Consider the following 25,253-nt stretch of genomic DNA (forward strand, 5'->3'; position numbering starts at 1 on the left):
GAGGCTCAGAAGGGGATGTCCTCATCGGAGGCCTGGCCGCCAAAGCTGCCGGCAGCTTCCTGGTTGTCCCGCTTGGAGCCGAGCAGTTCGAGTCGATCCACACGGACCACGGGCTTGCTGCGCTCTTCACCACTGGCACGGTCGGTCCAACGGTCCAGCTTGAAGCTGCCGATGATTCCGAGCAAGGAGCCCTTCTTCACGTAGTCCGCAGCAACCTGGGCCTGCTTGCCCCAGATCTCGAGATTGAACCAGTCGGGTTCATCGTCACGGCTGCGACGGTTCACCGCCATGGTGAGGTTAGCCACCATGCTGCCTGACTCGAAGTAACGCACTTCGGGATCGCGGCCGGCACGGCCGACGAGGGTGACGGAATTAACGCCCATAGACGATTGATCTCCTGAATTTGGATTCATGATGCGGCACCGGTTGGGTGACTGCTTTTAAGGAGTTCCACCCAAGCCTCTGGGTGTAACAGGCAACCGCTGAGAACGCCCCTATGATCCGGCGATCTAGATTGCGGTGTCTGTGTTCTTTCGTCGTTTCCAGCTGTCGCGCGACATCGGCATCGACCTGGGCACTGCCAACACCCTGATCTACGTTTCCGGCCGGGGAATAGTGCTGCAGGAGCCATCAGTGGTGGCTCTTGATCTCGAGCGTGGCACCACCATGGCTGTGGGCGATGAAGCCAAGTTGATGCTCGGCCGCACCCCTGGAAACATCCGGGCCGTTCGTCCGCTGCGCGACGGGGTGATCGCGGATTTCGATGCCGCTGAGCAAATGCTCAAAACCTTCATCACCAAGGGCAATGAGGGCCGCGGCATCATGGCCCCTCGTCTGGTTGTGGGCATCCCCAGTGGCGTCACCGGTGTGGAGCGTCGAGCCGTCCGCGAAGCCGGCATGGCAGGGGCGCGCGAGGTTCACCTTATTGATGAACCGGTGGCCGCGGCCATCGGTGCGGGCCTTCCGGTCACTGAGCCCGTTGGGACGATGATTGTCGACATCGGTGGCGGCACCACTGAGGTGGCGGTGCTGAGCCTCGGTGGAACGGTGCTGAGTGAATCCGTTCGCGTTGCCGGCGATGAGATCAGCGACTCCATCAGCGTTTATCTGAAAAAGGTGCACAACATGGTGGTGGGCGAGCGCACCGCCGAGGAGATCAAGATCCGCATCGGCTCTGCCTTCCCCGACGACGAGTTCGATCAGCAGTCCATGGATGTGCGCGGTCTGCACCTGCTCTCCGGTTTGCCCCGCACCATCAACCTCAAAGCAGGTGATCTGCGGGAAGCGATTGCGGAGCCGCTCAACGTGATTGTGGAAGCAGTGAAACGCACCCTGGAGCGCACACCTCCTGAGTTGGCGGCCGACATCGTGGACCGCGGCATCATGCTGGCTGGAGGTGGTGCGTTGGTGCGGGGCATCAGCGACCTGATCAGCCATGAGACCGGCATTTTTGTGCACATCGCCGAAGACCCCCTGCTCTGTGTTGTGAACGGTTGCGGCCAGGTGCTGGAGGACTGGAAACGCCTACAGCGGGTGGTCGACACCCCCGAATTCGTCCGCGCCGCGGCAGGCGTCTGAAGCGATGGCCCCGACGCTCCGTTCCGGCAAAAGCCGCTGGCGCGGATTGGGGCAACTCACCCCCTGGCTGCTGCTTGTGGCCGGGCTGTTGATGGTGCGTCTGAGCAAGGGCGCTGGTTTCAGCGATGCCTATGCCCTGCTCAGCCGCCCGTTTTGGCCGGGTTCCGCGCAACGGGAATGGGTGGCGGCCGCGGTGGATCTGGAGGAGCGCTCTCGCCTGCAGCTGCTGGAAGAGGACAATCGGCGCTTGCGCGCTCTGCTCGATCTTCAGCAACAAGGTTCTGAAGAGGGGCAAGTGTCCGCTGCTGTGATCTCCCGTTCGTCGCGGGGATGGTGGCAGCAATTGCAGCTGGGCAAGGGCTCGCTGCAGGGCATCGGTAGGAGCGATGCGGTTCTTGGCCCCGGCGGTTTGGTGGGTCGCATCGACAGTGTCACCCCCGCCACAGCTCGGGTGAAGTTGCTCACCGCCCCGGGCCATGAGATCGGCGTCTGGCTGCCCCGCAGCCGCCGTCATGGGTTGCTGGTGGGCCGCGGCAACAGCCGTCTGTCGCTCCACTTCATCGACAAGGACCCCGATATGCGGCCCGGGGATCTGGTGGCCACGTCCCCTGCTAGCACCCTGTTGCCCCCCAACGTGCCGGTGGGGGTGATCCAGTCGGTGGATGAACAGGCTGTTCCTGCACCCGTAGCTGTGGTGCAGTTGATCGCAGCACCGGAGGCGATCGACTGGGTGCAGGTGCAGACCCGTTGAATTGAACCACTGACATGACGCGTCTGCACCGACAACCGATCTGTGTGGCCTCAGCTTTGGTGGTGCCGTTTCTGGCCTTGGCGTCGCCGCCCTGCTTGGCCATCGATGGGGTTGGTCCTGCCTGGGCTGTGCTTTGGCTGTTGCCCTGGGCTCTCGTGGATGGTCCGGTGTCGGGGGCGTTGTCGGGTGTGGCGTTGGGGCTGGTGCTGGATGGTCTCAATCTGGGCGGTGTCAGTCAGGTTCCGGCGCTTTTGCTGCTGGGCTGGTGGTGGGGACGGCTGGGGCGGCGTGCAGCACCGATCCAACGCAGCCTGAATCTGGGCTTGTTGGCCTGGCTCGGGTCCGTGGGTCTTGGTTTGTCGTTGATCCTTCAGCTCTGGTGGCGTCAAGGCGGAGTGTTGGATCCCCTCATCCAGAGCTGGGGCCTGCAGACCCTCTGGTGCCAAGCCCTGGTGACGGGTTTGCTGGCGCCTGTGTTGGTGTCGTTGCAGTTGCTGCTTTGGCGCAGGAGGGTTCCTTGATGAGGCTGACCCGTCGGGATCTGCTGCTGGGGGCAGCTGCCTTTGGGCTGGCGGCCTGCGGCCCGAGGACCCCACAGACCAGGGCCTTGGAGTTTTGGACCCTGCAATTGGCTCCCAAGTTCAACCCCTATTTCGCCGATGTTCTGGGGGCCTGGTGCGGCCTCCATCCCGATGCGCCCGTGCGCTGGACGGATCTGCCCTGGGGGTCCGTGGAACGCAAGTTGCTGGCGGCGGTGTTTGCGCGCACGGCCCCGGATGTGGTGAACCTCAATCCGCCCTTCGCGGCCAATCTGGCCAGCAAGGGGGGACTGGCCGACTTGACACCGCTGCTGCCGGCTGCTGCCGCTGGTCGCTACCTGCCCTCGGTGTGGCACGCCTGCCGCGATCCCGATGCCGGGCAGATTGCTGTGCCCTGGTACCTCACGGTGCGGCTGAGTCTGGTGAACCGGGCGCTGTTGGATCAAGCCGGGATCGCTGCACCGCCCAGCCGCTGGGAGCAGGTGCCGGCATTCGCCCGTCGGATCCGCGAGCGCACGGGCCGTTATGGCCTGTTTCTCACCACCGTTCCGGACGACTCGGCCGAGCTCCTGGAAACCCTGGTGCAGATGGGAGTGACCCTGCTCGATTACCAACGCAGGGCCGCCTTCGACAGCCCTGCGGGGCTCCGGGCCTTTCGTTTCTGGAGTGATCTTTATCGGGAGGGGCTGTTGCCCCGGGAGGTGGTGAGTCAGGGGCAGCGCCGGGCGATCGAGTTGTTCCAGAGCGGTGATCTGGCCCTGGCGGCCACGGGAGCGGAATTCCTGCGCAGCATTCAGACCAATGCGCCAGGGGTGGCCGCGGTGACGGAGCCCCATCCTCCGGTGACCGGTGCCGATGGCACAGCCAATGTGGCCTTGATGACGTTGGCGGTGCCGCGTCAGAGCCAGCGCGTCCAGGAGGCCGTGGATCTTGCGTTGTTCCTGACCAATGCTGATCAACAGGCGCGCTTCGCGGCTGAGGCCCGGGTGCTGCCGTCGTCGTTGGAGGCCTTGGCCCGGGTGCGTGAAGCGTTGGAGCAGGAGGAGCCCTCGACCATCGCGGAGCGCCAGATTCGCCAGGCCCGTTTGTTGTCGGCCAGCACTTTGGACCGGGCCAGGGTGTTGGTGCCGGCGCTGCCGGGGATCAAGCGCCTGCAGAAGATCCTCTACACCCAGATGCAGCGGGCGATGTTGGCTCAGATCAGCCCTGAGCAGGCTTTAACAGCTGCTGCGTCGGAATGGAACCTTTACGCCCGTTCGCGCTGGCCTGAGGGCGCCGGCAATTCTTAAAACAATCGGTAAACCGGCTGCGCGCCAGGGTGTTTGTGTCGGTGTCCAGGCCCTGACCAGTAAGGTTGCAGCTCGTTAAGGGTTTGATTCGGATGACGGGCGAACAGCCCTCACAACCGAAAGCGACCATTCTTGTCGTTGACGACGAGGCTGCAGTTCGGCGCGTTCTGGTGATGCGCCTGCAGCTGTCGGGCTATCGCGTCATCTGCGCTGAGGACGGTGAACAGGCCCTGGAGATGTTCCACAACGAGTCTCCCGACCTGGTGGTGCTCGACGTGATGCTGCCCAAGCTGGATGGCTTTGCCGTCTGCCGCCGCCTGCGGGCCGAATCCTGCGTGCCGATCATTTTCCTCTCTGCGGTGGAAGCGATCTCCGAGCGGGTCGCCGGTCTGGATCTGGGGGCTGATGACTACCTGCCCAAGCCCTTCAGCCCCAAGGAACTCGAGGCACGCATCGCCACGATTCTGCGCCGGGTGGGCCGGGGCAACGCGATTGTTGAAAGCCGCGAACTGCCCACAGGGCAAGGCGTTTTGCGGCTCGGCGATCTGGTGGTCGACACCAACCGTCGCCAGGTCACCCGTGCATCGGAGCGTATCAACCTCACTTACACGGAGTTCAGCCTGCTGGAGTTGCTGTTCCGCGATCCTGGCCATGTGGTGCCACGGGCTGAAATCCTGGAGCAGCTCTGGGGTTATCCCCCTCGCCGTGCCGCCGATCTGCGCGTGGTGGATGTCTACGTGGCGCGGTTGCGCGGAAAACTGGAGCCTGACCCTCGCAATCCAGAGTTGATCCTCACTGTGCGAGGCATTGGTTATGCCTCCCAGCGCATGGGCGAGGCCTCCGCTGCCGGTTGATCAACCCGCGGGCGGGCAGGATGGCGCCCGACTGACCTGCTGCTGTGTCTGAGCTGCGCGACACCCGTCTGGACAAGGCCAAGACCTTGGAAGAGTTGGGGCAGGGCCCCTATGCCCTCACCTTCAGTCCCAGCCACCGCATGGCTGAGCTGCAGGAGACCCATGCCGATCTGCCCAAGGGGGAAGAGCGGGACGTCAGCGTTTCCGTGGCCGGACGGGTGATGACCCGCCGGGTGATGGGAAAGCTGGCCTTTTTCACCCTGGCGGATGAGACGGGCTCCATTCAGCTGTTCCTGGAGAAGGCGGGTCTCGAGGCCCAGCAGGAGGGCTGGTTCAAACAGATCACCTCACTGGTGGACAGCGGCGACTGGCTTGGGGTGAGCGGCACCCTGCGTCGCACCGACCGTGGCGAGCTGTCGGTGAAGGTGAGCGACTGGCGCATGCTCACCAAGGCGCTGCAGCCCCTTCCCGACAAGTGGCATGGTTTGGCCGACGTGGAGAAGCGCTACCGCCAGCGCTATCTGGATCTGGTTGTGTCCCCCGACAGCCGTGAGACCTTCCGGCGTCGGGCCCGCCTGGTGAGCGGCATTCGTCGCTGGCTCGATCAGCGGGACTTTCTCGAGATCGAGACCCCCGTGCTGCAGAGCGAACCCGGTGGCGCTGACGCGCGGCCGTTCGAGACCCACCACAACGCTCTCGACCTGCCCCTCACCCTGCGGATTGCCACCGAGTTGCACCTCAAACGCCTGGTGGTGGGTGGTTTTGAGCGGGTCTATGAACTGGGCCGAATCTTCCGTAACGAGGGGGTCAGCACCCGCCACAACCCCGAGTTCACCTCGGTAGAGATCTATCAGGCGTACAGCGATTACCTCGGGATGATGGAGCTCACCGAGCAGATGGTCAGCGCGGTGTGCCAGGAGGTCTGCGGCACGACCACCATCACCTATCAGGGCACCGACATCGATCTGGCTCCGCCGTGGCGGCGCGCCACGATGCACGAGCTCGTGCAGGATGCGACGGGGCTTGATTTCAATAGCTTCAGCAGCCGCGAGGAGGCGGCCGCGGCGATGACCGCCAAGGGCCTGCATGCGCCTGAGTTGGCCGACTCGGTGGGCCGTCTGCTCAACGAAGCCTTTGAGCAAGCGGTGGAGACAACCCTGATTCAGCCCACCTTCGTCACCGATTACCCGGTGGAGATTTCGCCCCTGGCTCGGCCCCATCGCAGCAAGCCCGGCTTGGTGGAACGGTTTGAGTTGTTCATCGTTGGCCGTGAACACGCCAATGCCTTCAGTGAGCTCACCGATCCCGTGGATCAACGTCAGCGCCTGGAGGCTCAGCAGGCGCGCAAGGCGGCGGGTGATTTGGAGGCCCAGGGGTTGGACGAGGATTTCGTTACAGCCCTGGAGGTGGGCATGCCCCCCACCGGAGGTTTGGGGATCGGCATCGACCGTTTGGTGATGCTGCTCACCGACAGCCCTTCGATTCGGGATGTGATCGCTTTCCCGCTGCTGCGGCCGGAGTCTCGCAAGGGAGAAGCACCTTCAGTGGAATAATGGGGGGAGTGGCATGGTCCTATCCCCATGAGTGGAGAACGCGTCGGATTTCGCTTCAAGCACGCTGATGCCGTGGTCAAGCGGAATCCCCAGGGCCGTTCCCGGCGGGGATGGGTGATGGAGCCGGTGGAGCAGACCACCAGCCGTGGCACCAAAATGCCTGCATACCGCATCCGCTGGCGCGACAGTGAGCGCCCGGAAATCGTGTTGCAGCACATGCTGATCGCCGATCCGGATCCCACACCTCCGCCCGAGGGTGTCAGCCTGGAGCCCCCCGCGCCAAAGGCCTGATTTAACTCAGCCCAGCGTCGCGGCGCAGCTGTTCAAGCTCCTGTTCCGCTTCAAACAACGCCCAATCCTTCTCCAGTGTTGAAGGACTGGGCGTTTGCTTCTGCTGGTGAAGTTCCTGCAGCTGTCGCTCCACCTCGTTGAAGCGGCGTCCCAGATCGTCCAGGTCGGCCCAGAGGGCGCGGCCCTGGTTCATCAGGCTGGTGAGATGTTGTTCGGCGCGTCCGGCTAGATCGGCCGCGCCGGCTGCCCTGGCACGCTCCACCCGGTCGCGCCAGGCCCGTACGTCCTCGGCCAGCCTCAGCAGCTGTTGGCGTTGCTGCTTCGCTTCGCTTTGCAGTTGCTGATGTTGCCGTTGCAGGGCTGCCGCCCGATCCTTCAGGTGCTGTTCGCTGAACAGGTGCTCCTGGACGGGGTTGTTGCGCAGAAAAGCCGAGAGCCTCGCGTCCAGCTCCCGCTCCAACTGCTCCAGCCAGCTGCTCATGCTTCGCCTGGGGTGGTGATCACCGGTTTTTCGATCTCTTTCTCCAGCGGCTCGATCGCGGCCGTTTTGGAGTTGAGGATCATCTGGGTGAGTTGCGCTGCTTTCACTTCTCCCACTTCACCTTCCAGGTCTCCCAGGCGATCGAAGGCCGCCATGTAGACGGCCTCCAGGTCTTGGATCAGCTGCTCACGCTGCCGTTTGATCGCCTGACGCCGTTCGTCTGATTTCATGCCGCCTGAGCTCCTGGGCTCCGTTTGTTGGATAAGTCTGTGGATTCAGTTTGCCGGCAAAAGCAGATCCAGAGCGATCTGTTGGTGCGGCTGGGTCCAGCGGCACGGGCTTGATCCATCCCTCGAGGGCCCTAGGGGGTGCAGCGAACCATCGGTACCATCAGCCCATCGATGTGGCTGAATGCCTTGAGCGGTTCCGGCACGGTGCTGGTGGAGCGATATCGCCTGGAGGAACGGCTGAGTGGACCCGATCCGCTGCGTGGTTCCCTCTGGCGTGCGGTGGATGTGATGGCAGGCGATTGCCCTGTAGCGCTACGTCAGCTGAACGACTTGCCCAGCCAAGAGCCTTTCCGTCAGCGCTGGGACGTTTTGCAGACGATCGGGTCGCATCAGTTGCCTCGCTTTGGTCAGTTGCTTGATCTGGAGGATGGTTTGTGGGCCGTTCGCGACTGGATCGAAGGCAGCAGCCTCGCTTCGCTACAACAACAACGCGCGCGACGCCAGATGGTTTTCAGCGCTGGCGAAGTGCTTCTGCTGCTGAGGCAGGTCTTACCAGTCTTGGGAGCGCTTCATTCCGATGACCTGGTGCATGGGCACATCAGTCTCCAAAACCTGTGGCGCCGCACCAGTGATGGATTGCCGGTTGTATTCAACGGTGAGCTTGTTCCCGCTGAAGACGCTGCCGGCTGGATGGATGTACGGGATTTGGCCGTTTCAGCCGTGGCCTTGTTGACGGGCCAGCCGTCTAATCCCCCTTCAAGTCTCGAAAGGCTGGGGCTGGATCCCGAGTATCAAGCTGTGCTCGAGCGGTTGCTTACGGAGGATCCGAACCGCCGCTTCCCTGATGCTGCAAGTGCCCAGGAGGCCTTGCAGCAGCTGGCGATGCCTGAACAAACCGGTCCGATCGAGAAGCCAATTGCTGCATCGGGACGCTTCGCTGCGATGGCTCCCTTCTCAACATCTCCGCGTCAGAAGCGAGCGATGGCTCGCGAGCAGGGAGCGGAGGGGCACCTCTGGCCTGTGGTGATCGGCTTGGTCCTGTCGGCCTTGGTGGGTTCCGTCATCGGTTGGTTCCTGCTTCCGCGCATCTCCACTGCAGACAGGACTCCTCGCCCCAGCAGGGATGGGGCTACAGCGGCCGTCAGTCCGCCGCCAGAGGAGTTGGATCAACGCGAGCAGCTGTTCAGCCGCTTGCGGGCCCTGCAGGTGGATCGGAGTTGGTTTACTGGACTTGTGGATGCCAGCCTGCTCAGCATGGAGGCGCTGGGGAGTGCGCCGCTCCGTAGGAACTGGACCGAGCTGGCCGAGCAATGGCTGGCTCGGATCGCCTTGCTGCCGCCGGCGATTCGGGCTCAGTTGGGGCGTCTGGGGGCAGGGGACTGGCAGCAGCTGCGTGAGGTGCTGTTGAAACAGGGCGTTCATCCGCGGGTCGTGCAGCAGCTGGTGAGTGCTGGAGCCCAGGATCTGCTGCCGGTCACCATGCGTGGCCGGAAACCCGCCGACCCCTTCCTTCAGCTTTGGATTGCAGCGGCGATTCAGAGCCTTGATGACGTTGAGATCGTGCGGCTCAAAGCGCGCCCGCTTGAACCCGCCATCACGTCGTTGCCTATCCCTGCCGGTGGTGCGCGTTTGGTGCTGGTGGAGGCTCCAGCAGGTGATGCCGTCGCTCTGGGCATCAACGGCACACCGCTGATGCAGATGATGGTTTTCGGCGTCAATGGGCAGGTGGAGGCGGAGCGTGGTCCCCTGCGGGTGACTCGGATTGCTCCGCAAGCGGGCTCGCCCCTGCAGGTGTTGGTCACCAACGAAGGGGTTTCTTCGAGTCTGTTCACCCTGTCCTGTCGGGCGGACCCGCTCGATCAGTAGCGCTCCATCGCTGCTTTCACGTCCTTCTTGGATTGCTTTTCCTTTTCGGCAGCGCGCTTGTCGTGCAACTTGCGGCCTTTGCCTAGGCCGATGGTGAGCTTGATCCAGGACCCCTTGAGGTGAATGTTGAGGGGGATCAGCGTCAGGCCTTTTTGATCCACCAAACCGCGCAGCTTGTCGATCTCACGGCGATGGGCCAGCAGTTTGCGGGTGCGAAGCGGGTCGTGGTTGAAGTAGCTGCTGGCGTGGGTGTGCGGTGAGATGTGCACGTTGTGCAACTGCAGTTCCCCATTGCGGATCAGGCAGAAGCCATCGCGCAGGTTGGCCTTGCCGTTGCGGATCGACTTCACCTCGGTGCCCACCAGCTCGATGCCGGTTTCGAGGGTTTCGAGGATTTCGTATTGGTGCCGTGCCTGCCGGTTGTCCGCCAGCATCCGATTGGCGGCGGCCCTTGCCGCGGCTGCGGCTGCTTTTTTCGCTCCTCCCTTGGCCATGGCTGCGGCTGTGTCTTCCGACCCTATCCAGGTCTGGGTACCCTGCCCGCATGGCGATTGTCTCCTCCAGCTCCGGTCGCAAGCCACCACGCCGCCCTGAAGCGCTGGTGGATCCCCAGCCGGCACCTGAAGAGGTGGTGAGTCGGCCGGAAGACAAGCTTCGGCCTCAGCGCCTGAACGACTACATCGGCCAGAGCGAGCTCAAGCAGGTGCTGGGCATTGCGGTGGAAGCGGCGCTTGGCCGCGGCGATGCCCTCGATCATGTGTTGCTCTATGGCCCGCCGGGTTTGGGCAAAACCACCATGGCCATGGTGCTGGCCGAAGAGATGGGGGTGCAGTGCAAGGTCACCAGTGCACCGGCCTTGGAACGCCCGCGCGACATCGTTGGGTTGTTGGTCAACCTGCAGCCTCGTGATCTGCTGTTCATTGACGAGATTCATCGCCTGAGCCGGGTGGCGGAGGAGCTGCTTTATCCGGCGATGGAAGACCGTCGCCTCGATCTCACCGTGGGCAAGGGCAGCACAGCACGAACCCGTTCCCTCGACTTGCCTCCCTTCACCCTTGTGGGCGCCACCACCCGCGCCGGATCGCTGAGCTCCCCGCTGCGGGACCGGTTCGGCCTTATCCAGCGGTTGGAGTTTTACGGCCAGGACGACCTGGAAGCGATCGTCGAGCGCACCGCCGGGCTGATCGGGGTCACCCTCACACCGCAGGCCCGCAGCAGCATTGCCGCCTCCTGCCGCGGTACGCCCAGGATTGCCAACCGCCTGCTGCGCCGGGTGCGGGATGTGGCCAGCGTGCGTGGCGGTAGTGGTGGAGCCATTGATCAGGCCCTGGTGGGAGAGGCCCTGAGCCTGCACCGCGTGGATCATCGGGGCCTCGATGCCAGCGATCGGCGTTTGCTGCAGCTGCTGATCGACCACCATGGTGGTGGCCCGGTGGGCCTGGAGACTTTGGCGGCGGCCCTTGGCGACGATCCCGTCACCCTGGAGACCGTGGTGGAGCCATTTTTGTTGCAACAGGGGTTGCTGATGCGCACCCCCCGCGGCCGAATGGTCACGGATGCGGCCCGCAGTCATCTGGCCGAGGCGGCATGAATAATCGGTTTCTCGTCCTGTTGATGAGTCTGGTGCTGGCCCTGCCGGTGCAGGCCATCGATCTGCAGGGGCTTTATGAGCAGGCGCTGACGGCAAGCCGTCAGGGAGATTTTGTGGAGGCGTTGCCCCTTTGGGACCGCTTTCTGGAGCAGGCTCCAGAAGATGCAGCAGCGCTGAGCAACCGCGGCAATGTGCGTCTCGCTCTGGGTGATCCTTCCGGGGCCATCGACGATCAGAGCGCCTCGATTGCGCTGGCGCCGGAGGAAAGCGACCCGCATCTGAACCGGGGCACGGCAGAGGAGGCGCTTCAGGACTGGTCCGCGGCGGCGGACGACTATCTCTGGATTCTGGAGCGCGATCCGCAAGATGCCTCAGCCCTGTACAACCTGGCCAATGTGCGCGGTTCGCAAGGGGACTGGCCTGAGGCTCGAGAGCTTTATGGCCAGGCGGCCCTCGCCCGCCCCGGCTTCGCCATGGCCCGCTCTAGCGAGGCCTTGGCGGCCTGGCAAGCGGGAGATCTCGATTGGGCGGAGGCGGAATTGCGCAAACTGATCCGTCGCTATCCCTTGTTCGCCGATGCTCGGGCGGCCCTCAGCGGCCTGCTCTGGCGTGAAGGATCCAGTGGTGAAGCCGAAAGCCACTGGACCGCTGCGGCCGGGTTGGATCAGCGTTACCGCCAGGCCGACTGGCTGCAACAGGTGCGCCGCTGGCCACCGCAGCCGACGGCGGATCTGATGGCGTTCCTGGCCTTGGAGGCGTCCTGAGATGACCCACGCGGCGTCCTTTGCCGATCGACTCAGCCGTGAGCTGCCTGAGCTGCTGCAGCTGCGCCGGCATCTTCATGCCCACCCTGAACTCAGCGGTGAGGAACACCAGACCGCCGCCCTGGTAGCCGGTGAACTGCGTCAGCTGGGTTGGCGGGTCCGTGAAGGCGTTGGCCGTACTGGCGTGGTGGCCGAGTTGGGACCTGATCACGGCCCCACGGTGGGCTTGCGGGTGGACATGGATGCCTTGCCAGTGGAAGAGCGCACCGGGCTGAGCTATTCCTCCACCCGGCAGGGTCTGATGCACGCCTGTGGCCACGATTTGCACACCTGCACGGGCCTGGGGGTGGCGCGGTTGCTGGCTCAGGAGCCGGCTTTGGGGGCCCGGGTGCGCTTGCTGTTTCAACCCGCGGAAGAGCTAGCCCAGGGAGCGGTGTGGATGCGGGATGCAGGGGCGGTGGAGGGCCTTAACGCGTTGTATGGCGTGCATGTGGTTCCGAATCTTCCGGTGGGCACCGTGGGGATCCGGCGGGGCTGTCTTACGGCAGCGGCCGGCGAGCTGGAAATCCTGGTGCAGGGAGAGGGCGGCCATGGTGCTCGTCCCCATCAGTCGGTGGATGCTGTTTGGCTGGCGGCTCGGGTGATCACGGAGCTTCAGCAGACCATCGCCCGCCGCTTGGATGCGTTGCATCCGGTGGTGATCAGTTTTGGCAAGGTGGAGGGCGGCCGCGCCTTCAACGTGATTGCCGATCAGGTGCGTTTGTTGGGCACGGTGCGCTGTCTGGATCTGCAGCAGCACGCCCAGCTGCCGGCTTGGATCGATGAGACGGTGCAGGGGATCTGTGCCACTGGAGGGGGTACGGCAGTGGTGAATTACCGCTGCATCGCGCCACCGGTGCACAACGATCCGCAGCTCACGACCTTGCTGGAACGTTGTGCGGTGGAGTGTCTGGGGCGCGACAAGGTGCTGTCGGTGGAGCAGCCCTCCCTGGGGGCGGAAGACTTTGCTGAGCTGCTTCGGGATGTGCCGGGAATGATGGTGCGGCTGGGCGTGGCCGGGCCCGAGGGGTGTGCGCCGCTTCACAACGGAGCGTTCGCACTGGAGGAGGATGCCCTCGGTGTTGGTATTGCGGTTCTCACGGCCACCGTGCTGGCGTGGATCACGGAGAACACCTCGGCATGAACCAACGTCGTGCGGTGATTTGGGTTTCCCTCGGGGCTCCATTGCTGATCCTGCTCGCGTTGCTGGCCACCAACCAGCGCCAGGGCAAGGACCGGGTGCAGGTGTTGCCCGGGATATTGGTTGGTTCAGGTCTGATCATCAGCAGCGCTCTCGGTCGGCAGCGCCGCCGCGCCAGGCTGTTGGCCGATCTTCAACGGGCGCGCACCCCTGGCAGCAACCCATGAACGAGACCGATCCGCAACGCCCTGATCTCGAGGAGGTCCGCCAGGCCATTGCCAGTGGTGATCCGGTTCAGGCGATGCCGGCGATCACAAAGCTCCGCCATTGCTCGGATGCTGAGGCTGTGCCGTTGCTGGTGCTGGGCACGGAGCAGAAGCCCTTTCTGGTGCGTTCTTTGAGCTGCAGTGGATTGGGCTACAAGCGCACCGAACAGGGCTGGACTGTGCTCAGTGCGTTGATCACTGCCGATGAAGACCCCAATGTTCGGGCTGAGGCAGCCAATGCCCTCGCCAGCTACGGGGTTGAGCGGGCCTGGCCTTTGCTGCGTACGGCCTTTGAAGTTGATGCTGCTTGGTTGGTGCGCTGCAGCATCTTGTCCGCCTTGGCGGAACAGCCCGATATTGATCTGGGTTGGTTGCTGGACTTGGCAACCATGGCGATTGCCGATGCTGATGGCACGGTGCGGGTGAGTGGGGCTGAAATTCTCAGTCGGATTGTTCGGGAGGGGGGGACCGATCCCATTGCGGTGCAGGCCAGAGGCCTGTTGCAATCTCTGCAGCAGGACAGCGATCACCGGGTGGTGGCTGCGGTGCTCAATGGTTTGCAGGTCAGCTGAACGGGCCTTTGGGCAACGCTTGCTAGCGTTCAAACATCACTAGGGGTGTCTGGGTTTCACCATTAACTCAGACTGAGATCACACCCTCCGAACCTGATTCCGGGTCATGCCGGCGCAGGGAAGTGCTTGAGCGTGATCTTCGGCCAAACGTCGACCCCTGGGCTGTCCGTCGCACCTCAGATCATGCGCACTTCCTGGGTTGAGTCCCGCAAGGGTCAGGCCAACGTCTCTCAGATGCACTACGCCCGTCAGGGCGTGGTCACTGAAGAAATGGCCCATGTGGCCAAGCGGGAGAACTTGCCCGAATCGCTGGTGATGGAAGAAGTGGCCCGCGGGCGGATGATCATCCCGGCCAACATCAACCACACCAATCTGGAGCCGATGGCGATCGGCATCGCCAGCAAGTGCAAGGTGAACGCCAACATCGGCGCCTCCCCGAATGCGTCTGATGCGGCCGAGGAGGTGAAGAAGCTGAAGCTGGCGGTGAAATACGGCGCCGACACCGTGATGGATCTCTCCACCGGCGGCGTCAACCTCGATGAGGTGCGCACCGCGATCATCGGTGCATCCCCCGTGCCGATTGGCACCGTGCCTGTTTATCAGGCCCTTGAGAGCGTTCACGGATCGATCGAGAAGCTGGATGAGGACGACTTCCTCCACATCATCGAGAAGCACTGCCAGCAGGGGGTCGACTACCAGACCATTCACGCCGGCCTGTTGATCGAGCACTTGCCCAAGGTGAAGGGGCGCATCACCGGCATCGTCAGCCGCGGCGGCGGCATCCTGGCTCAATGGATGTTGTACCACCACCGTCAAAACCCGCTCTACACGCGGTTTGACGACATCTGCGAGATCTTCAAGCGCTACGACTGCACCTTCTCCCTCGGTGACTCGCTGCGCCCCGGTTGTCAGCACGATGCGTCCGACGCCGCTCAATTGGCTGAACTGCACACCCTCGGTGAATTGACCCGTCGCGCCTGGAAGCACGACGTGCAGGTGATGGTGGAGGGTCCCGGCCACGTTCCCCTCGATCAGATCGAGTTCAACGTGAAGAAGCAGATGGAGGAGTGCAGCGAAGCACCCTTCTATGTGCTCGGCCCCCTGGTCACTGACATTGCTCCCGGCTACGACCACATCACCTCAGCCATCGGCGCGGCCATGGCCGGTTGGCATGGCACGGCGATGCTCTGTTACGTGACGCCGAAGGAGCACCTCGGTCTGCCCAACGCTGAGGATGTGCGCGAAGGCCTGATCGCTTACAAGATCGCTGCTCATGCGGCAGACATCGCCCGTCATCGCCCCGGTGCCCGTGACCGTGACGACGAGCTCAGCCGCGCCCGCTACAACTTCGACTGGAACAAGCAGTTTGAGCTGTCCTTGGACCCTGAGCGGGCCAAGGAATATCACGACGAAACCCTGCCGGCTGACATCTACAAGCAGGCGGAGTTCTGCTCCATGTGCGGACCCAAGCACTGCCCGATGCAGACCAAGATCACTGATGAAGATCTTGAGGGCCTTGAGAAGGTGCTCGAAACCAAAGGAGGAGCCGCCGAGCTCACATCGGTCAAGCTCGACAAAGCTGATTGATTGTGTTGACTAAAGCCAGCAGTTGGCCCGGCGTCCTTTTGGACGTCGGGCTTTTTGCGTAAGGCCATTGATTGGGTTGGCGGCATAAAAAAGACCCCCTGTCGATGCAGGAGGCCTTGTTGTTGAAGTGTTCTGGTGATCAGCCGAGCAGAGCCTTGGCTTTGGCCACCACGTTCTCAACCGTGAAGCCGAATTCCTTGAGGCAGGTGCCGCCGGGGGCGGAAGCGCCGAAGCGGTTCATGGTGACGCTGTCGCCATCCAGGCCGATGAAACGGTGCCAGCCGAAGGATTCAGCGGCTTCCACCACCATGCGCTTGCGCACGGCGTTGGGGAGCACCTCTTCCTTGTAGGCGTCGGTCTGCTCGTCGAACAGCTCGACGCAGGGCATGGAGACCACGCGGACCTTCTTGCCTTCAGCGGTGAGCTGCTTGGCGGCCTTGACGCAGAGGTCCAGTTCGGTGCCGGTGCCGATCAGGATCAGATCGGGAGTGCCGGCGCAGTCTTCCAGCACGTAACCACCCAGGGCCACCTTGTCGATCGAGGAGTTGGCCTGGTTGGCCATGCCCTGGCGGCTGAGGCAGAGGGAGCTGGGGCGCTTGCGGTTTTGGATGGCCACCTTGTAAGCGCCGCTGGTCTCGTTGCCGTCGCCAGGACGGAACACCAGCATGTTCGGCATCGCCCGCAGGGAGGGGATGGTTTCGATCGGCTGGTGGGTGGGGCCGTCTTCGCCGACGCCGATGGAGTCGTGGGTGAGCACGTAGATCACTCCCAGCTCACTCAGGGCTGACAGGCGCATGGAACCGCGCATGTAGTCGGCGAACACCAGGAAGGTGCCGCCGTAGGGGATCAAGCCGCTGTTGTGATAAGCGATGCCGTTGAGGATGGCGGCCATGGCGTGCTCGCGCACACCGAAGTGCAGGTAGCGCTTTTCAGGGCTGCTGGCCTGATAAGAGCCGGTTTCACCCTTGATGTCCGTGTAGTTGGAGTGGGTGAGGTCGGCGGAGCCGCCGATCAGTTCGGGCAGGTTGGGGCCCAGCGCACCCAGGCAGATCTGGGAGTGCTTGCGGGTGGCCAGGCCACCTTCTTCGGGGGTGTAGGTGGGCAGGTCCTTGTCCCAGCCCTGGGGCAGCTCACCGCGCAGCATCCGCTCGAACTCGGCGGCCTCGATGGGGTACTTGGTGCGGTAGGTGGCCAGGGTCTGGTTCCACTCGGCCTCGAGGCTGGCGCCGCGGTCGACGGCCTGGCGGAACTGGTCGTAGGCGTCCTGGGGTATTTCGAAGGGTGCGTAGTCCCAACCCAATTGCTGACGGGTCAGGGCTGCTTCCTCTTCGCCAAGAGCTGCACCGTGAACACCGGCGGTATCGGCCTTGTTGGGGGAGCCGTAGCCGATGGTGGTGGTCACCTTGATGATCGACGGCTTATCGGTCACGGCCTTCGCGGCTTCGATTGCCTTGGCAATGGCATCCACGTCGGTGTTGCCCTCGGCCACGTGCTGCACGTGCCAGCCGTAGGCCTCGTAGCGCTTCAGCACGTCCTCGGTGAAGGACACATCGGTGCGTCCATCAATGGTGATGTTGTTGTCGTCGTACAGGGCGATCAGCTTGCCCAGCTTCAGGTGTCCAGCCAGGGAGGCCGCTTCAGAAGACACACCCTCTTGATTGCAGCCGTCGCCCATGATTACGTAGGTGTAGTGATCCACCACGGTGGCGTCGGCCTTGTTGAACTTGGCCGCCAAGTGGGATTCAGCGATGGCCAGGCCCACAGCGTTGGAGATGCCGGCACCCAGAGGGCCGGTGGTCACTTCAACACCAGGGGTCTCGAAGGTTTCGGGGTGACCGGGAGTCTTGGAGCCCCACTGGCGGAACTGCTTGATGTCCTCGATGGAGACCGAGTCGTATCCGGTGAGGTGCAGCAGCGCGTAGAGCAGCATGCAGCCGTGGCCGGCCGACAGCACGAAGCGGTCGCGGTTGAACCACTTGGGGTTCTTAGGGTTGTGCTTGAGGAACTTGTCCCAGAGCGCATAACCCATGGGTGCGCAGCCCATCGGCAGGCCGGGGTGGCCGCTGTTGGACTTGTTGATGGCGTCGACAGCCAGCATCCGAATGCTGTTGATGCAGAGCGTGTCGAGTGACGCGGGCGCAGCGACCATGGTGTTAAGAGGAAAAGTTGAAGCGATTTTGACGCACGACGTGAGCGCGAAGGCTCAGCTGGCGCGTTTGAAAGCCAGGCAGACGTTGTGGCCGCCGAAGCCAAAGGAGTTGGACAAGACGGTTCCAAGTGTCTGATCCCGTGCCTCGTTCGGCACGACATCCAGATCACAGTCGGGATCCGGGGTGGTGTGATTGATCGTGGGGGGCACGACGCCGTGTTGTAGCGCCAGCACACAGGCCACCGCTTCGATACCACCGGAGCCACCCAGCAGGTGACCAGTCATCGATTTGGTGGAGCTAACCGGAATCTGCAGCGCCCGCTCACCCAGGGCGCTTTTGATCGCCGAGGTTTCGTTTTTGTCGTTCGCTGGAGTGCTGGTGCCGTGGGCGTTGACGTAGTCAATCTCAGAAGGATCAATGCAGCCATCGGCTAGGGCTTGGCGCATGGCCTCGGCACCGCCGACGCCGCCCGGTGTGGGTGATGTGATGTGGTGGGCATCGCAGGTCATCCCGTAACCCACCACTTCGCCGAGGATCGTGGCGCCACGGGCCTGGGCGTGCTCGAGGGTTTCAAGCACCAACACACCGGCACCTTCGCCGATCACAAAGCCATCGCGTTCCTTGTCGAACGGACGGCTGGCCGTGGCCGGATCATCGTTGCGGAACGACAGGGCCTTGGCGCTGGCGAAGCCGGCCACCCCCAAGGGAGTAATCGCCGATTCGGCGCCACCGCACACCATGGCGTCAGCCTTGCCCAGCTGGAGCAGCCGGAAGGCATCGCCAACAGCATTGGAGCCGGCAGCACAGGCGGTGGCCACCGCGGAGCTGGGCCCCTTGGTGCCCAGGGCAATGGCGGCTAGGCCTGTAGCCATGTTGGGGATCATCATCGGCACCGTGAACGGACTCACCCTTCCAGGACCTTTGCCCTCCAACACATGGGCCTGCGTCTCCATAGTCAGCAGGCCACCGACGCCGGAACCGATGATTGTGCCGATCCGATCCGCATTGTCGTCGTTGATCTCAAGGCCGGCATGGGCCACAGCCTGTTTGGCTGCAACTACGCCGAACTTGCAGAACCGATCCCAGCGCTTGGCTTCCTTCGGTTCGATGAAGCCGGACGGATCGAAATCCTTCACCTCCGCTGCAAAGCGGCAGGCGTGTGCGGATGCATCGAACAGGGTGATGGCGTCCACTCCGTTGGTGCCGGAGGTGAGGCCCTTCCAGTAGTCCTGAACCGTGTTGCCGATCGGTGTGACCGCGCCGAGGCCGGTGATGACGACGCGATGGAGACCATCCACCATTGCGTTGCTCAGGCCTGCTTGTCTTCGATGTATTTGACGGCGTCACCAACGGTGGTGATGCCCTCAGCTGCTTCGTCAGGAATCTCGATGTCGAAGGCCTCTTCCAAGGCCATCACGAGTTCCACGGTATCCAGAGAATCAGCACCCAGATCGTTCTGGAAGTTGGATTCGGGCTTCACTTCGCCGGAGTCAACACTCAGTTGCTCCGCAACGATTGAACGCACCTTTTCGAGAATCGCTTCCTGGGACATAGCCGTGGCAACGGGACGCTGCATCTTACGGGCACGCCTTCAGTGTCTCCTCATCAACAACTGTGCCGTTAACAACGGTGACGGCATGGCCATGGACCGGCGAAGGACGGGTACGTTTGCCGCAAGCCTTCGTATGCATCGGGCACATGTCCCACGCCGTCAAGATCTACGACACCTGCATTGGCTGCACCCAGTGTGTGCGTGCCTGCCCTCTCGACGTGCTTGAGATGGTTCCCTGGGACGGTTGCAAGGCCGGCCAGATTGCGTCTTCTCCTCGTACTGAAGATTGCGTTGGTTGCAAGCGCTGCGAAACTGCCTGCCCTACCGACTTCCTCAGCATCCGCGTTTATCTCGGAGACGAGACAACGCGCTCCATGGGTCTGGCCTACTGATCTGGCCCGTTTTACCTCATAAGCTCGGCCCGGCTTCAGCCGGGCTTTTTTTGTATGTGCGGAATCGTTGCCCTGGTGGGTGCCCGAGAAGCGGCGCCTCAGCTCCTTGAAGGCTTACGGCAGTTGGAGTACCGCGGTTACGACTCCGCTGGGATCGCCACGGTGGCTGCTCAGGGGCAGCTGACCTGCCTGCGGGCCAAAGGCAAGCTGCGCAACCTCACCGCTTGTTTTGAGGCAGAAGGTGCCCCCGGGCAATGCGGCATTGGCCACACCCGCTGGGCCACCCATGGCAAACCGGAAGAGCGCAATGCCCACCCGCACCGCAGCAATGACGGGGCGGTGGCTGTGGTGCAGAACGGAATCATTGAGAACCACCGGGCCCTGCGGGAGCAGCTGGAGGCCTTAGGGGTGGTGTTCCAGTCGGAAACCGACACCGAGGTGATTCCCCATCTGTTGGCTGCAGAACTGCAGCAGCTGCAATCTGCGGGTGGAAGACCAGGCGGTGGGCTGTTGCTGGAGGCCCTTCAGCAGGTGCTGCTCCGGCTGCAGGGGGCCTATGCCCTGGCGGTGATCTGGGATCAGGCGCCGGGGGCATTGGTGGTGGCCCGTAAGGCGGCACCGCTGTTGATCGGTCTGGGGGAAGGCGAATTCCTCTGCGCCAGCGACACGCCGGCCCTGGCGGGCTTCACCCGCACGATCCTGCCGATGGAAGACGGCGAGGTGGCCCTGCTCTCCCCCCTCGGGGTTGAGCTCTACGACGCGGCAGGGGTGCGCCAGCAACGCATGCCCACCCAGCTCAGCGGTGTGGATCACGTTGCCGACAAGCGCGAATTCCGCCACTTCATGCTCAAGGAGATCCATGAGCAACCGGAGACCGCAGAGTTGTGGGTGGCGCGCCATCTCCCCCAGGGACTGCCGCCGGAACAGCCGGTGGCGCTGCCGATGGACGATGCCTTTTACGCCGGGATTGAGCAGATTCAGATCCTGGCCTGTGGCACCAGCCGCCACGCCGCGATGGTGGGGGCCTACCTGCTGGAACAGTTCGCCAGGATTCCCACATCGGTGTACTACGCCAGTGAGTTTCGCTATGCGCCGCCGCCGCTGGCTCCCCACACCCTCACCATTGGGGTGACCCAGTCCGGAGAAACGGCCGACACCCTGGCTGCCCTGGCCATGGAGGCGGAGCGGCGTCTGGCCCATGGGGATCCAGCATTTGCCCCCCGCCAGCTGGGGGTGACCAACCGTCCGGAGAGCTCCCTGTCACGCCAGGTGCCCCACATCCTCGACATTGGGGCCGGCATCGAAGTGGGCGTGGCGGCCACCAAGACCTTCCTCGGTCAGCTGCTGGCCTTCTATGGCCTGGCCATGGCCTTTGCGGTTCGCCGTGGTGCTCGCCCCGCGGCTGAGATCAATGCTCTGGCGGACGAACTGCGCGGTCTGCCCCAGCAACTGCGCCAGCTGGTGGATCTGCACGATCAGCGTTCTGAGGCATTGGCTCCTCGTTTTGCCGACACCCAGGATGTGATCTTCCTGGGCCGGGGCATCAATTATCCGATCGCTCTGGAGGGAGCCTTAAAGCTCAAGGAGATCAGCTACATCCACGCCGAGGGCTATCCGGCCGGGGAGATGAAGCACGGTCCGATCGCCCTGCTCGATTCCCGGGTGCCGGTGGTGTCGATCGCTGTGCCCGGTGTGGTGTTTGAGAAGGTGCTCAGCAACGCCCAGGAAGCCAAGGCCCGCGACGCCCAGTTGATCGGTGTGGCGCCCCAGGGGCCCGACACTGAACTCTTTGATGAATTGCTGCCTGTGCCCACTGTGAGCGAGTGGATCAGCCCTCTGCTCACAGTGGTGCCGATGCAGTTGCTGAGTTATCACATTGCCGCCCATCGGGGCTTGGACGTGGATCAACCCCGCAACCTGGCCAAGAGCGTCACGGTGGAGTGAGCCTCAGCTTGCGCTGATGTTGAGGTCGCTACGGCCATAGCGATCCTGGAAGCGCACGATGTCATCCTCACCGAGATACTCCCCGCTTTGCACTTCAATCAGCTCCACAGGGATTTTCCCGGGATTACTGAGCCGGTGTTTGCATCCCAGGGGGATGTAAGTGCTCTGGTTTTCACCCAGCAGTTGCTCCTCTCCGTCGCGTTCGACGATCGCAGTGCCATGCACAACGATCCAGTGTTCGGCGCGATGGTGGTGCATCTGCAGCGAAAGGCTGGCGCCAGGCTTGACAGAGATTCGTTTCACCTGCCAGCGGCTGTCATCCACCACACTGGTGTAGTGGCCCCAGGGGCGATAAATCTTGCGGTGGGCCTTGCCCTCTGGGCTGCCGGCGGTCTCCAGCTGCTTCACCACTTTTTTGATGTCCTGGGCTTTGGAGCGATCCGCAATCAATACGGCGTCGTCGGTTTCCACTACCACGAGGTTTTTAACCCCTAGCCCCACCACCAGGCGGTGTTCGCTGCGTAGGTAGCAGTCGCGACTGTCTTCACTTATTACGTGGCCCTGCAACACATTGCCTTGGGAATCCTTGTGCTCTGAGGTTTCCCAGAGGGCGCTCCAGCTGCCGACGTCACTCCATCCCGCATCCAGCGACAGCACACTACCCAGTTCCGTTTTTTCCATCACGGCCACGTCAATGGCCACGTTGGGGCACTTAGCAAAGGCCTCTCGCTCCAGCCGCTGGAATTCCAGGTCAGCCGTGTCCTGCTCCAGAGCTGCCCGGCAGCAGCTCACCACTTCCGGGGCCAGTCGCTCCAGTTCCGCCAGCATGGCGCTGGCGCGGAACAGGAACATGCCGCTGTTCCAGGTGAAGCGGCCGGTGGCCAGGAATTGCTCCGCCGTGGCCTGATCGGGCTTCTCCACGAAACGCTTGATCGGCAGATGGGCCGGTCCCCCAAGGGAGAAAGGTTCGCTGGCTTCGATGTAGCCGTACCCGGTTTCGGGGGCCGTCGGCACGATTCCAAAGGTCACCAGTCGCCCTTCTTCGGCAGGCTGACGACCAGCGTCGATGACTTGGCGGAATTGGGCGCCCTCGCGAATCAGGTGATCCGCCGCCAGCACCAGCAGTAGGGGATCACTTCCATCTGCGGTGGCCTGCAGTGCGGCCACCGTCACCGCTGGAGCGGTGTTGCGGCCCATCGGTTCCAGCAGGATTGCGTTCGGCTCGACCCCGATCTGCCGCATCTGTTCGGCCACGATGAAGCGATGGTCCTCGTTGCAGATCAGCAGGGGAGCCTCCAGGGCATCCAGGCCTTGGAGCCGCTGTTGGGTCTGCTGCAGCAACGTTGCCTCGCCGTTACCGCTCAAAGGCCAGTACTGCTTGGGGTAACTCGCCCGCGAGAGCGGCCACAGCCGTGTGCCGGTTCCTCCGCAAAGGATCACAGGAATCAGCGGTGTGGCGGCCATCACGTCCTGAAAACGGTGACTCAGAATCGCTTGCCCCAGGGGCTTCTGTCGATGCCCAGAGAAATCTTTCAGAGCTCCAGCAGGCCCGGCGGTGGGGTGAGCAGCAGCCAGCCGTCCTCCAAATGCACCTCCGGCACGATCTCCTCCACAAAGGGAATCAAAAGCTTGCGGCCTTCCGCTGTGGTGATTTCCAGCAGGTCGTTGCCGCCGCTGATCAAATCGCTCACGGTGCCAACGGCAGGTCCATTGGCTGCGAGACGTGCCTCCAGGCCCAGCAGATCGAGCAGGTGAAATTCTCCCTCGTCCAATTCGGGCCGGTCATCCGCTGACACCAGCAGTTCCTGGCCCACCAGAGTTTCGGCGGCGCTGCGGCTGTCGATTCCTTCAAGCCGCACCACGAAGAGCGACTTGCCGGGCAGTTGCCGGCCTTTCTTGAGTTGGATCTCTGTCGGCTCAACCCCCTTGCGACTGCGCAGCCAGCGGGGCCCCGGCGCTGTGAAACGCTCGGGAAACTCGCTGGCGGGGTTCACCCTTAGTTCCCCTTGCAGCCCCTGGACCCCCACGATCTTGCCGACGCTGAGCCAGTCGTCGCTCTCCGCCATGCCATCCGCCACGCACTCTGCCGATAATGGCGCCAGACCCGTCCGTGAACGAGCCATGGCGCCTGCAACCGCTCCGATCCTCCCCGGCTCCACCGTCACCGTGGCGGATGCCACCTCGATCTACAACGGTTACACCGGCTTCGTGCAACGAATCAGCGGCGACCGTGCGGCTGTTTTATTCGAAGGTGGCAACTGGGACAAGTTGGTGACCCTGCGGTTGAAGGACCTCCAGCCGGCCTGAGGCGATGGAGATCCACCGAAGCCTGCGACAACGGCTGCAGTCCACGGTGCTGGAAGCCAGCATCCCGGCGGGCAGACCTACAACGTTGTCGTTTTCGGGGCGATTCTGCTGGGTGTTTTGGCGCTGCTGCTGGAACCCGACCCCCTGGGCAACTCAGCCCTGCACCAAACCAATGTGCCCTGGATCGATCTGGTTCAGAACGTTTGCTTGGCGGTGTTTGCGGTGGATTTCGTTCTTCATCTGGCCTTGGTGGAGAGGCCTCGCCGTTACCTGTTCAGCTTCACCGGGCTGATTGACGCCTCGGCAGTCCTGTTTTTCTTCGTGCCGCAGGTGCGCAGTGAACTGCTGCTGTGGGTGTTCAAGTTCGGCCGCATCCTGCGGGTGTTCAAGCTGCTCAAGTTCATCGATGAAGCTCGCGTGCTGGGGCAGGCCCTGCGGGGAAGTGCCCGCACCATCAGCGTCTTCTTGTTCTTTGTCTTCCTGCTGCAGGTGGTGCACGGCTACAGCATTTTTGTGATCGAGAGTGCCCGGCCTGATTCCCAGTTCCAGACGGTGGCGAGCGGCGTCTACTGGGCGATCGTCACCATGACCACCGTGGGTTATGGCGACGTGGTTCCCCAGACGGAATTGGGGCGGCTGCTGGCCTCAGTGGTGATGCTCTTGGGTTTCGGCATCATTGCCATTCCCACAAGGATCCTGACGGTGTCGGGGGTGCGCCATCACCAGCAGCGGTCGGCTGAACTGGTCTGCAGCAGCTGTGGGCGTCAGGGGCACCGCAGGGATGCCCGTCACTGCGATGCCTGCGGTGAGTCGCTGCCCTCCAGGGCCTGAAGAGCGGCTGTTGCCGCGTTCTGCTCAGCCTCCTTGCGGGATCGGCCTTTGGCCTCCGCCAGATCTTGGCCTTGGATGCTCACCCGGCAGCGGAAGCGTTCGGGGTCGCCGTGTTGGCGGCTGCATTCTTCGGTGGTGTAGCTGGGCAGTCCCAGTCCATGGCCTTGGCTCCACTCCTGCAGGGCTGTTTTGCCGGCGAACTGATGGGGAGTCGCCAGCACCGCTTCGGCAGTGGCGCACCAGTGCGGGGTGAGCCAGCGGTGAATCGCTTCAACGTTGCCGAGGGCGCTATACAACGCACCGATCAGAGCTTCGGTGGCATCGGCTCGCAGCCTGGATTCTGCGGAACGATCCCCCTGGGCGTGCCGCCCCAGTAGCAGATGCTGTTCGATGCCAAGTGCTGCACCCACGTCCGCCAGCCAGCGATCGCTCACCAGCTGGGCCCGCAGGTTGGAGCAGGCACCCACCGCCAGATCGGTGTGTTGGCGATCAATGAATTCGGTGGCGGCGAGCCGCAGCACCGCATCACCAAGGAACTCCAGCCGTTCCAGGTTGCGGGCCCGGCCGCTCGACACGTGGGTGAGGGCCTGATCCACCAGGGCGAGTAGCTCAGCGTTGATGGGGATCTCAGCGTCGAGCTGCTGGATGAAGTCGGTGAGCTCTGCGGCGCGGGATGGATCCATCA

27 protein-coding genes, 1 pseudogene and 1 riboswitch are annotated in these 25,253 nt (G+C 63.2%); of the genes and pseudogenes, 18 read left to right on the top strand and 10 right to left on the bottom strand.

The features are described 5' to 3' along the window. Positions 1–5: 5 nt before the first annotated feature. A complete protein-coding gene (locus tag DXY33_RS02035) occupies positions 6–383 on the bottom strand; it encodes a single-stranded DNA-binding protein (RefSeq protein ID WP_114988041.1) in 378 nt (125 codons plus the stop codon). A 142-nt stretch (positions 384–525) separates the two neighbouring features. Here DXY33_RS02035 and DXY33_RS02040 point away from each other — a divergent pair, with 142 nt between their 5' ends. From DXY33_RS02040 to DXY33_RS02070, 7 genes are all read left to right on the top strand, one after another. Then, entirely contained in the window at positions 526–1,578 is a 1,053-nt protein-coding gene (locus tag DXY33_RS02040) for a rod shape-determining protein (RefSeq protein ID WP_115131659.1), read from the top strand. A 4-nt stretch (positions 1,579–1,582) separates the two neighbouring features. Further along, positions 1,583–2,329: a rod shape-determining protein MreC gene (mreC, locus tag DXY33_RS02045; protein ID WP_115131534.1), complete on the top strand. Its 747-nt coding sequence runs from the start codon at positions 1,583–1,585 to the stop codon at positions 2,327–2,329. Positions 2,330–2,343: 14 nt separating this feature from the next. Continuing rightward, complete coding sequence (locus tag DXY33_RS02050) at positions 2,344–2,850, top strand: rod shape-determining protein MreD (RefSeq protein ID WP_115131535.1); 507 nt, start codon at positions 2,344–2,346, stop codon at positions 2,848–2,850. Continuing rightward, positions 2,850–4,157: a sugar ABC transporter substrate-binding protein gene (locus DXY33_RS02055; protein ID WP_115131536.1), complete on the top strand. Its 1,308-nt coding sequence runs from the start codon at positions 2,850–2,852 to the stop codon at positions 4,155–4,157. The genes DXY33_RS02050 and DXY33_RS02055 overlap by 1 nt, the downstream gene beginning before the upstream one ends. A 92-nt stretch (positions 4,158–4,249) precedes the next feature. Then, positions 4,250–5,011 (top strand): response regulator transcription factor RpaB, encoded by a 762-nt coding sequence (rpaB, locus tag DXY33_RS02060; RefSeq protein ID WP_115131537.1) that lies wholly within the window; start codon positions 4,250–4,252, stop codon positions 5,009–5,011. 44 nt (positions 5,012–5,055) lie between these two features. Beyond that, positions 5,056–6,564: a lysine--tRNA ligase gene (gene lysS, locus DXY33_RS02065; protein WP_115131538.1), complete on the top strand. Its 1,509-nt coding sequence runs from the start codon at positions 5,056–5,058 to the stop codon at positions 6,562–6,564. Between the two features lie 27 nt (positions 6,565–6,591). Further along, complete coding sequence (locus DXY33_RS02070) at positions 6,592–6,855, top strand: hypothetical protein (protein WP_006851112.1); 264 nt, start codon at positions 6,592–6,594, stop codon at positions 6,853–6,855. Between the two features lies 1 nt (position 6,856). On the opposite strand, the gene DXY33_RS02075 is transcribed toward DXY33_RS02070, so the two are convergent. Together DXY33_RS02075 and DXY33_RS02080 are read right to left on the bottom strand one after the other, a co-directional pair. After that, positions 6,857–7,336, bottom strand: coding sequence for a hercynine metabolism protein (locus DXY33_RS02075; RefSeq protein WP_115131539.1), 480 nt, complete (start codon positions 7,334–7,336; stop codon positions 6,857–6,859). Further along, positions 7,333–7,566, bottom strand: a complete 234-nt coding sequence (locus DXY33_RS02080) for a hercynine metabolism small protein (protein WP_114988048.1) — start codon at positions 7,564–7,566, stop codon at positions 7,333–7,335. The genes DXY33_RS02075 and DXY33_RS02080 overlap by 4 nt, the downstream gene beginning before the upstream one ends. Positions 7,567–7,704: 138 nt before the next feature. On the opposite strand from DXY33_RS02080, the gene DXY33_RS02085 reads away from it, so the two are divergent. Further along, complete coding sequence (locus tag DXY33_RS02085) at positions 7,705–9,432, top strand: serine/threonine protein kinase (RefSeq protein WP_244275823.1); 1,728 nt, start codon at positions 7,705–7,707, stop codon at positions 9,430–9,432. Here the strand turns inward: DXY33_RS02085 and smpB are convergent. Then, positions 9,426–9,926 carry an SsrA-binding protein SmpB gene (smpB, locus tag DXY33_RS02090; RefSeq protein ID WP_114988049.1) on the bottom strand — a complete coding sequence of 167 codons (501 nt, stop codon included), beginning with the start codon at positions 9,924–9,926 and terminating at the stop codon, positions 9,426–9,428. The two genes, DXY33_RS02085 and smpB, sit on opposite strands and share 7 nt — an antisense overlap. Before the next feature lie 50 nt (positions 9,927–9,976). On the opposite strand from smpB, the gene ruvB reads away from it, so the two are divergent. The 6 genes from ruvB (at position 9,977) to thiC (ending at position 15,392) form a co-directional block, all read left to right on the top strand. Next, positions 9,977–11,023: a Holliday junction branch migration DNA helicase RuvB gene (gene ruvB, locus DXY33_RS02095; RefSeq protein ID WP_115131540.1), complete on the top strand. Its 1,047-nt coding sequence runs from the start codon at positions 9,977–9,979 to the stop codon at positions 11,021–11,023. A 23-nt stretch (positions 11,024–11,046) separates the two neighbouring features. After that, entirely contained in the window at positions 11,047–11,787 is a 741-nt protein-coding gene (locus DXY33_RS02100; RefSeq protein WP_244275824.1) for a tetratricopeptide repeat protein, read from the top strand. Position 11,788: 1 nt separating this feature from the next. After that, complete coding sequence (locus DXY33_RS02105; protein WP_115131542.1) at positions 11,789–12,970, top strand: amidohydrolase; 1,182 nt, start codon at positions 11,789–11,791, stop codon at positions 12,968–12,970. After that, positions 12,967–13,194, top strand: coding sequence for a DUF3188 domain-containing protein (locus DXY33_RS02110; protein WP_115131543.1), 228 nt, complete (start codon positions 12,967–12,969; stop codon positions 13,192–13,194). The genes DXY33_RS02105 and DXY33_RS02110 overlap by 4 nt, the downstream gene beginning before the upstream one ends. Next, positions 13,191–13,805, top strand: a complete 615-nt coding sequence (locus DXY33_RS02115) for a HEAT repeat domain-containing protein (RefSeq protein ID WP_114988054.1) — start codon at positions 13,191–13,193, stop codon at positions 13,803–13,805. Before DXY33_RS02110 ends, DXY33_RS02115 begins: the two co-directional genes overlap by 4 nt. 31 nt (positions 13,806–13,836) lie before the next feature. Next, positions 13,837–13,943: riboswitch (TPP riboswitch) on the top strand. 45 nt (positions 13,944–13,988) lie between these two features. Further along, complete coding sequence (thiC, locus tag DXY33_RS02120) at positions 13,989–15,392, top strand: phosphomethylpyrimidine synthase ThiC (RefSeq protein WP_115131661.1); 1,404 nt, start codon at positions 13,989–13,991, stop codon at positions 15,390–15,392. 139 nt (positions 15,393–15,531) lie between these two features. Here thiC and tkt read toward each other — a convergent pair whose 3' ends face one another. The 3 genes from tkt to acpP are packed head-to-tail and all read right to left on the bottom strand — an operon-like array spanning position 15,532 to position 19,094. Then, entirely contained in the window at positions 15,532–17,541 is a 2,010-nt protein-coding gene (gene tkt / locus DXY33_RS02125; protein WP_115131544.1) for a transketolase, read from the bottom strand. A 54-nt stretch (positions 17,542–17,595) separates the two neighbouring features. Then, on the bottom strand, positions 17,596–18,843 hold the full coding sequence (gene fabF / locus DXY33_RS02130) for a beta-ketoacyl-ACP synthase II (RefSeq protein WP_115131545.1): 1,248 nt from the start codon (positions 18,841–18,843) through the stop codon (positions 17,596–17,598). Positions 18,844–18,851: 8 nt separating this feature from the next. Further along, positions 18,852–19,094 (bottom strand): acyl carrier protein, encoded by a 243-nt coding sequence (gene acpP, locus DXY33_RS02135; protein WP_011363161.1) that lies wholly within the window; start codon positions 19,092–19,094, stop codon positions 18,852–18,854. 146 nt (positions 19,095–19,240) lie between these two features. Between acpP and psaC the strand changes: the two genes are divergently transcribed. Together psaC and glmS are read left to right on the top strand one after the other, a co-directional pair. Then, positions 19,241–19,486 carry a photosystem I iron-sulfur center protein PsaC gene (psaC, locus tag DXY33_RS02140; RefSeq protein WP_006850103.1) on the top strand — a complete coding sequence of 82 codons (246 nt, stop codon included), beginning with the start codon at positions 19,241–19,243 and terminating at the stop codon, positions 19,484–19,486. A 54-nt stretch (positions 19,487–19,540) separates the two neighbouring features. Beyond that, complete coding sequence (gene glmS / locus DXY33_RS02145) at positions 19,541–21,430, top strand: glutamine--fructose-6-phosphate transaminase (isomerizing) (RefSeq protein WP_115131546.1); 1,890 nt, start codon at positions 19,541–19,543, stop codon at positions 21,428–21,430. Positions 21,431–21,433: 3 nt separating this feature from the next. On the opposite strand, the gene DXY33_RS02150 is transcribed toward glmS, so the two are convergent. Together DXY33_RS02150 and rimM are read right to left on the bottom strand one after the other, a co-directional pair. Next, positions 21,434–22,894, bottom strand: coding sequence for a mannose-1-phosphate guanylyltransferase/mannose-6-phosphate isomerase (locus DXY33_RS02150; protein ID WP_115131547.1), 1,461 nt, complete (start codon positions 22,892–22,894; stop codon positions 21,434–21,436). Between the two features lie 68 nt (positions 22,895–22,962). Beyond that, entirely contained in the window at positions 22,963–23,496 is a 534-nt protein-coding gene (gene rimM / locus DXY33_RS02155) for a ribosome maturation factor RimM (protein ID WP_115131662.1), read from the bottom strand. A gap of 55 nt (positions 23,497–23,551) precedes the next feature. Between rimM and DXY33_RS02160 the strand changes: the two genes are divergently transcribed. Both DXY33_RS02160 and DXY33_RS02165 read left to right on the top strand, forming a co-directional pair. Beyond that, positions 23,552–23,737, top strand: a complete 186-nt coding sequence (locus tag DXY33_RS02160) for an NAD(P)H dehydrogenase subunit NdhS (RefSeq protein ID WP_114988059.1) — start codon at positions 23,552–23,554, stop codon at positions 23,735–23,737. 4 nt (positions 23,738–23,741) lie between these two features. After that, positions 23,742–24,568 (top strand): annotated as a pseudogene (locus DXY33_RS02165) (ion transporter). Here the strand turns inward: DXY33_RS02165 and rnc are convergent. Next, positions 24,526–25,251: a ribonuclease III gene (rnc, locus tag DXY33_RS02170; protein ID WP_115131548.1), complete on the bottom strand. Its 726-nt coding sequence runs from the start codon at positions 25,249–25,251 to the stop codon at positions 24,526–24,528. The pseudogene DXY33_RS02165 and the gene rnc overlap by 43 nt on opposite strands. Positions 25,252–25,253 lie beyond the last annotated feature (2 nt).

It is taken from the genome of Synechococcus sp. N26, from assembly GCF_900473975.1.
Taxonomy (GTDB): Bacteria; Cyanobacteriota; Cyanobacteriia; order PCC-6307; family Cyanobiaceae; genus Parasynechococcus.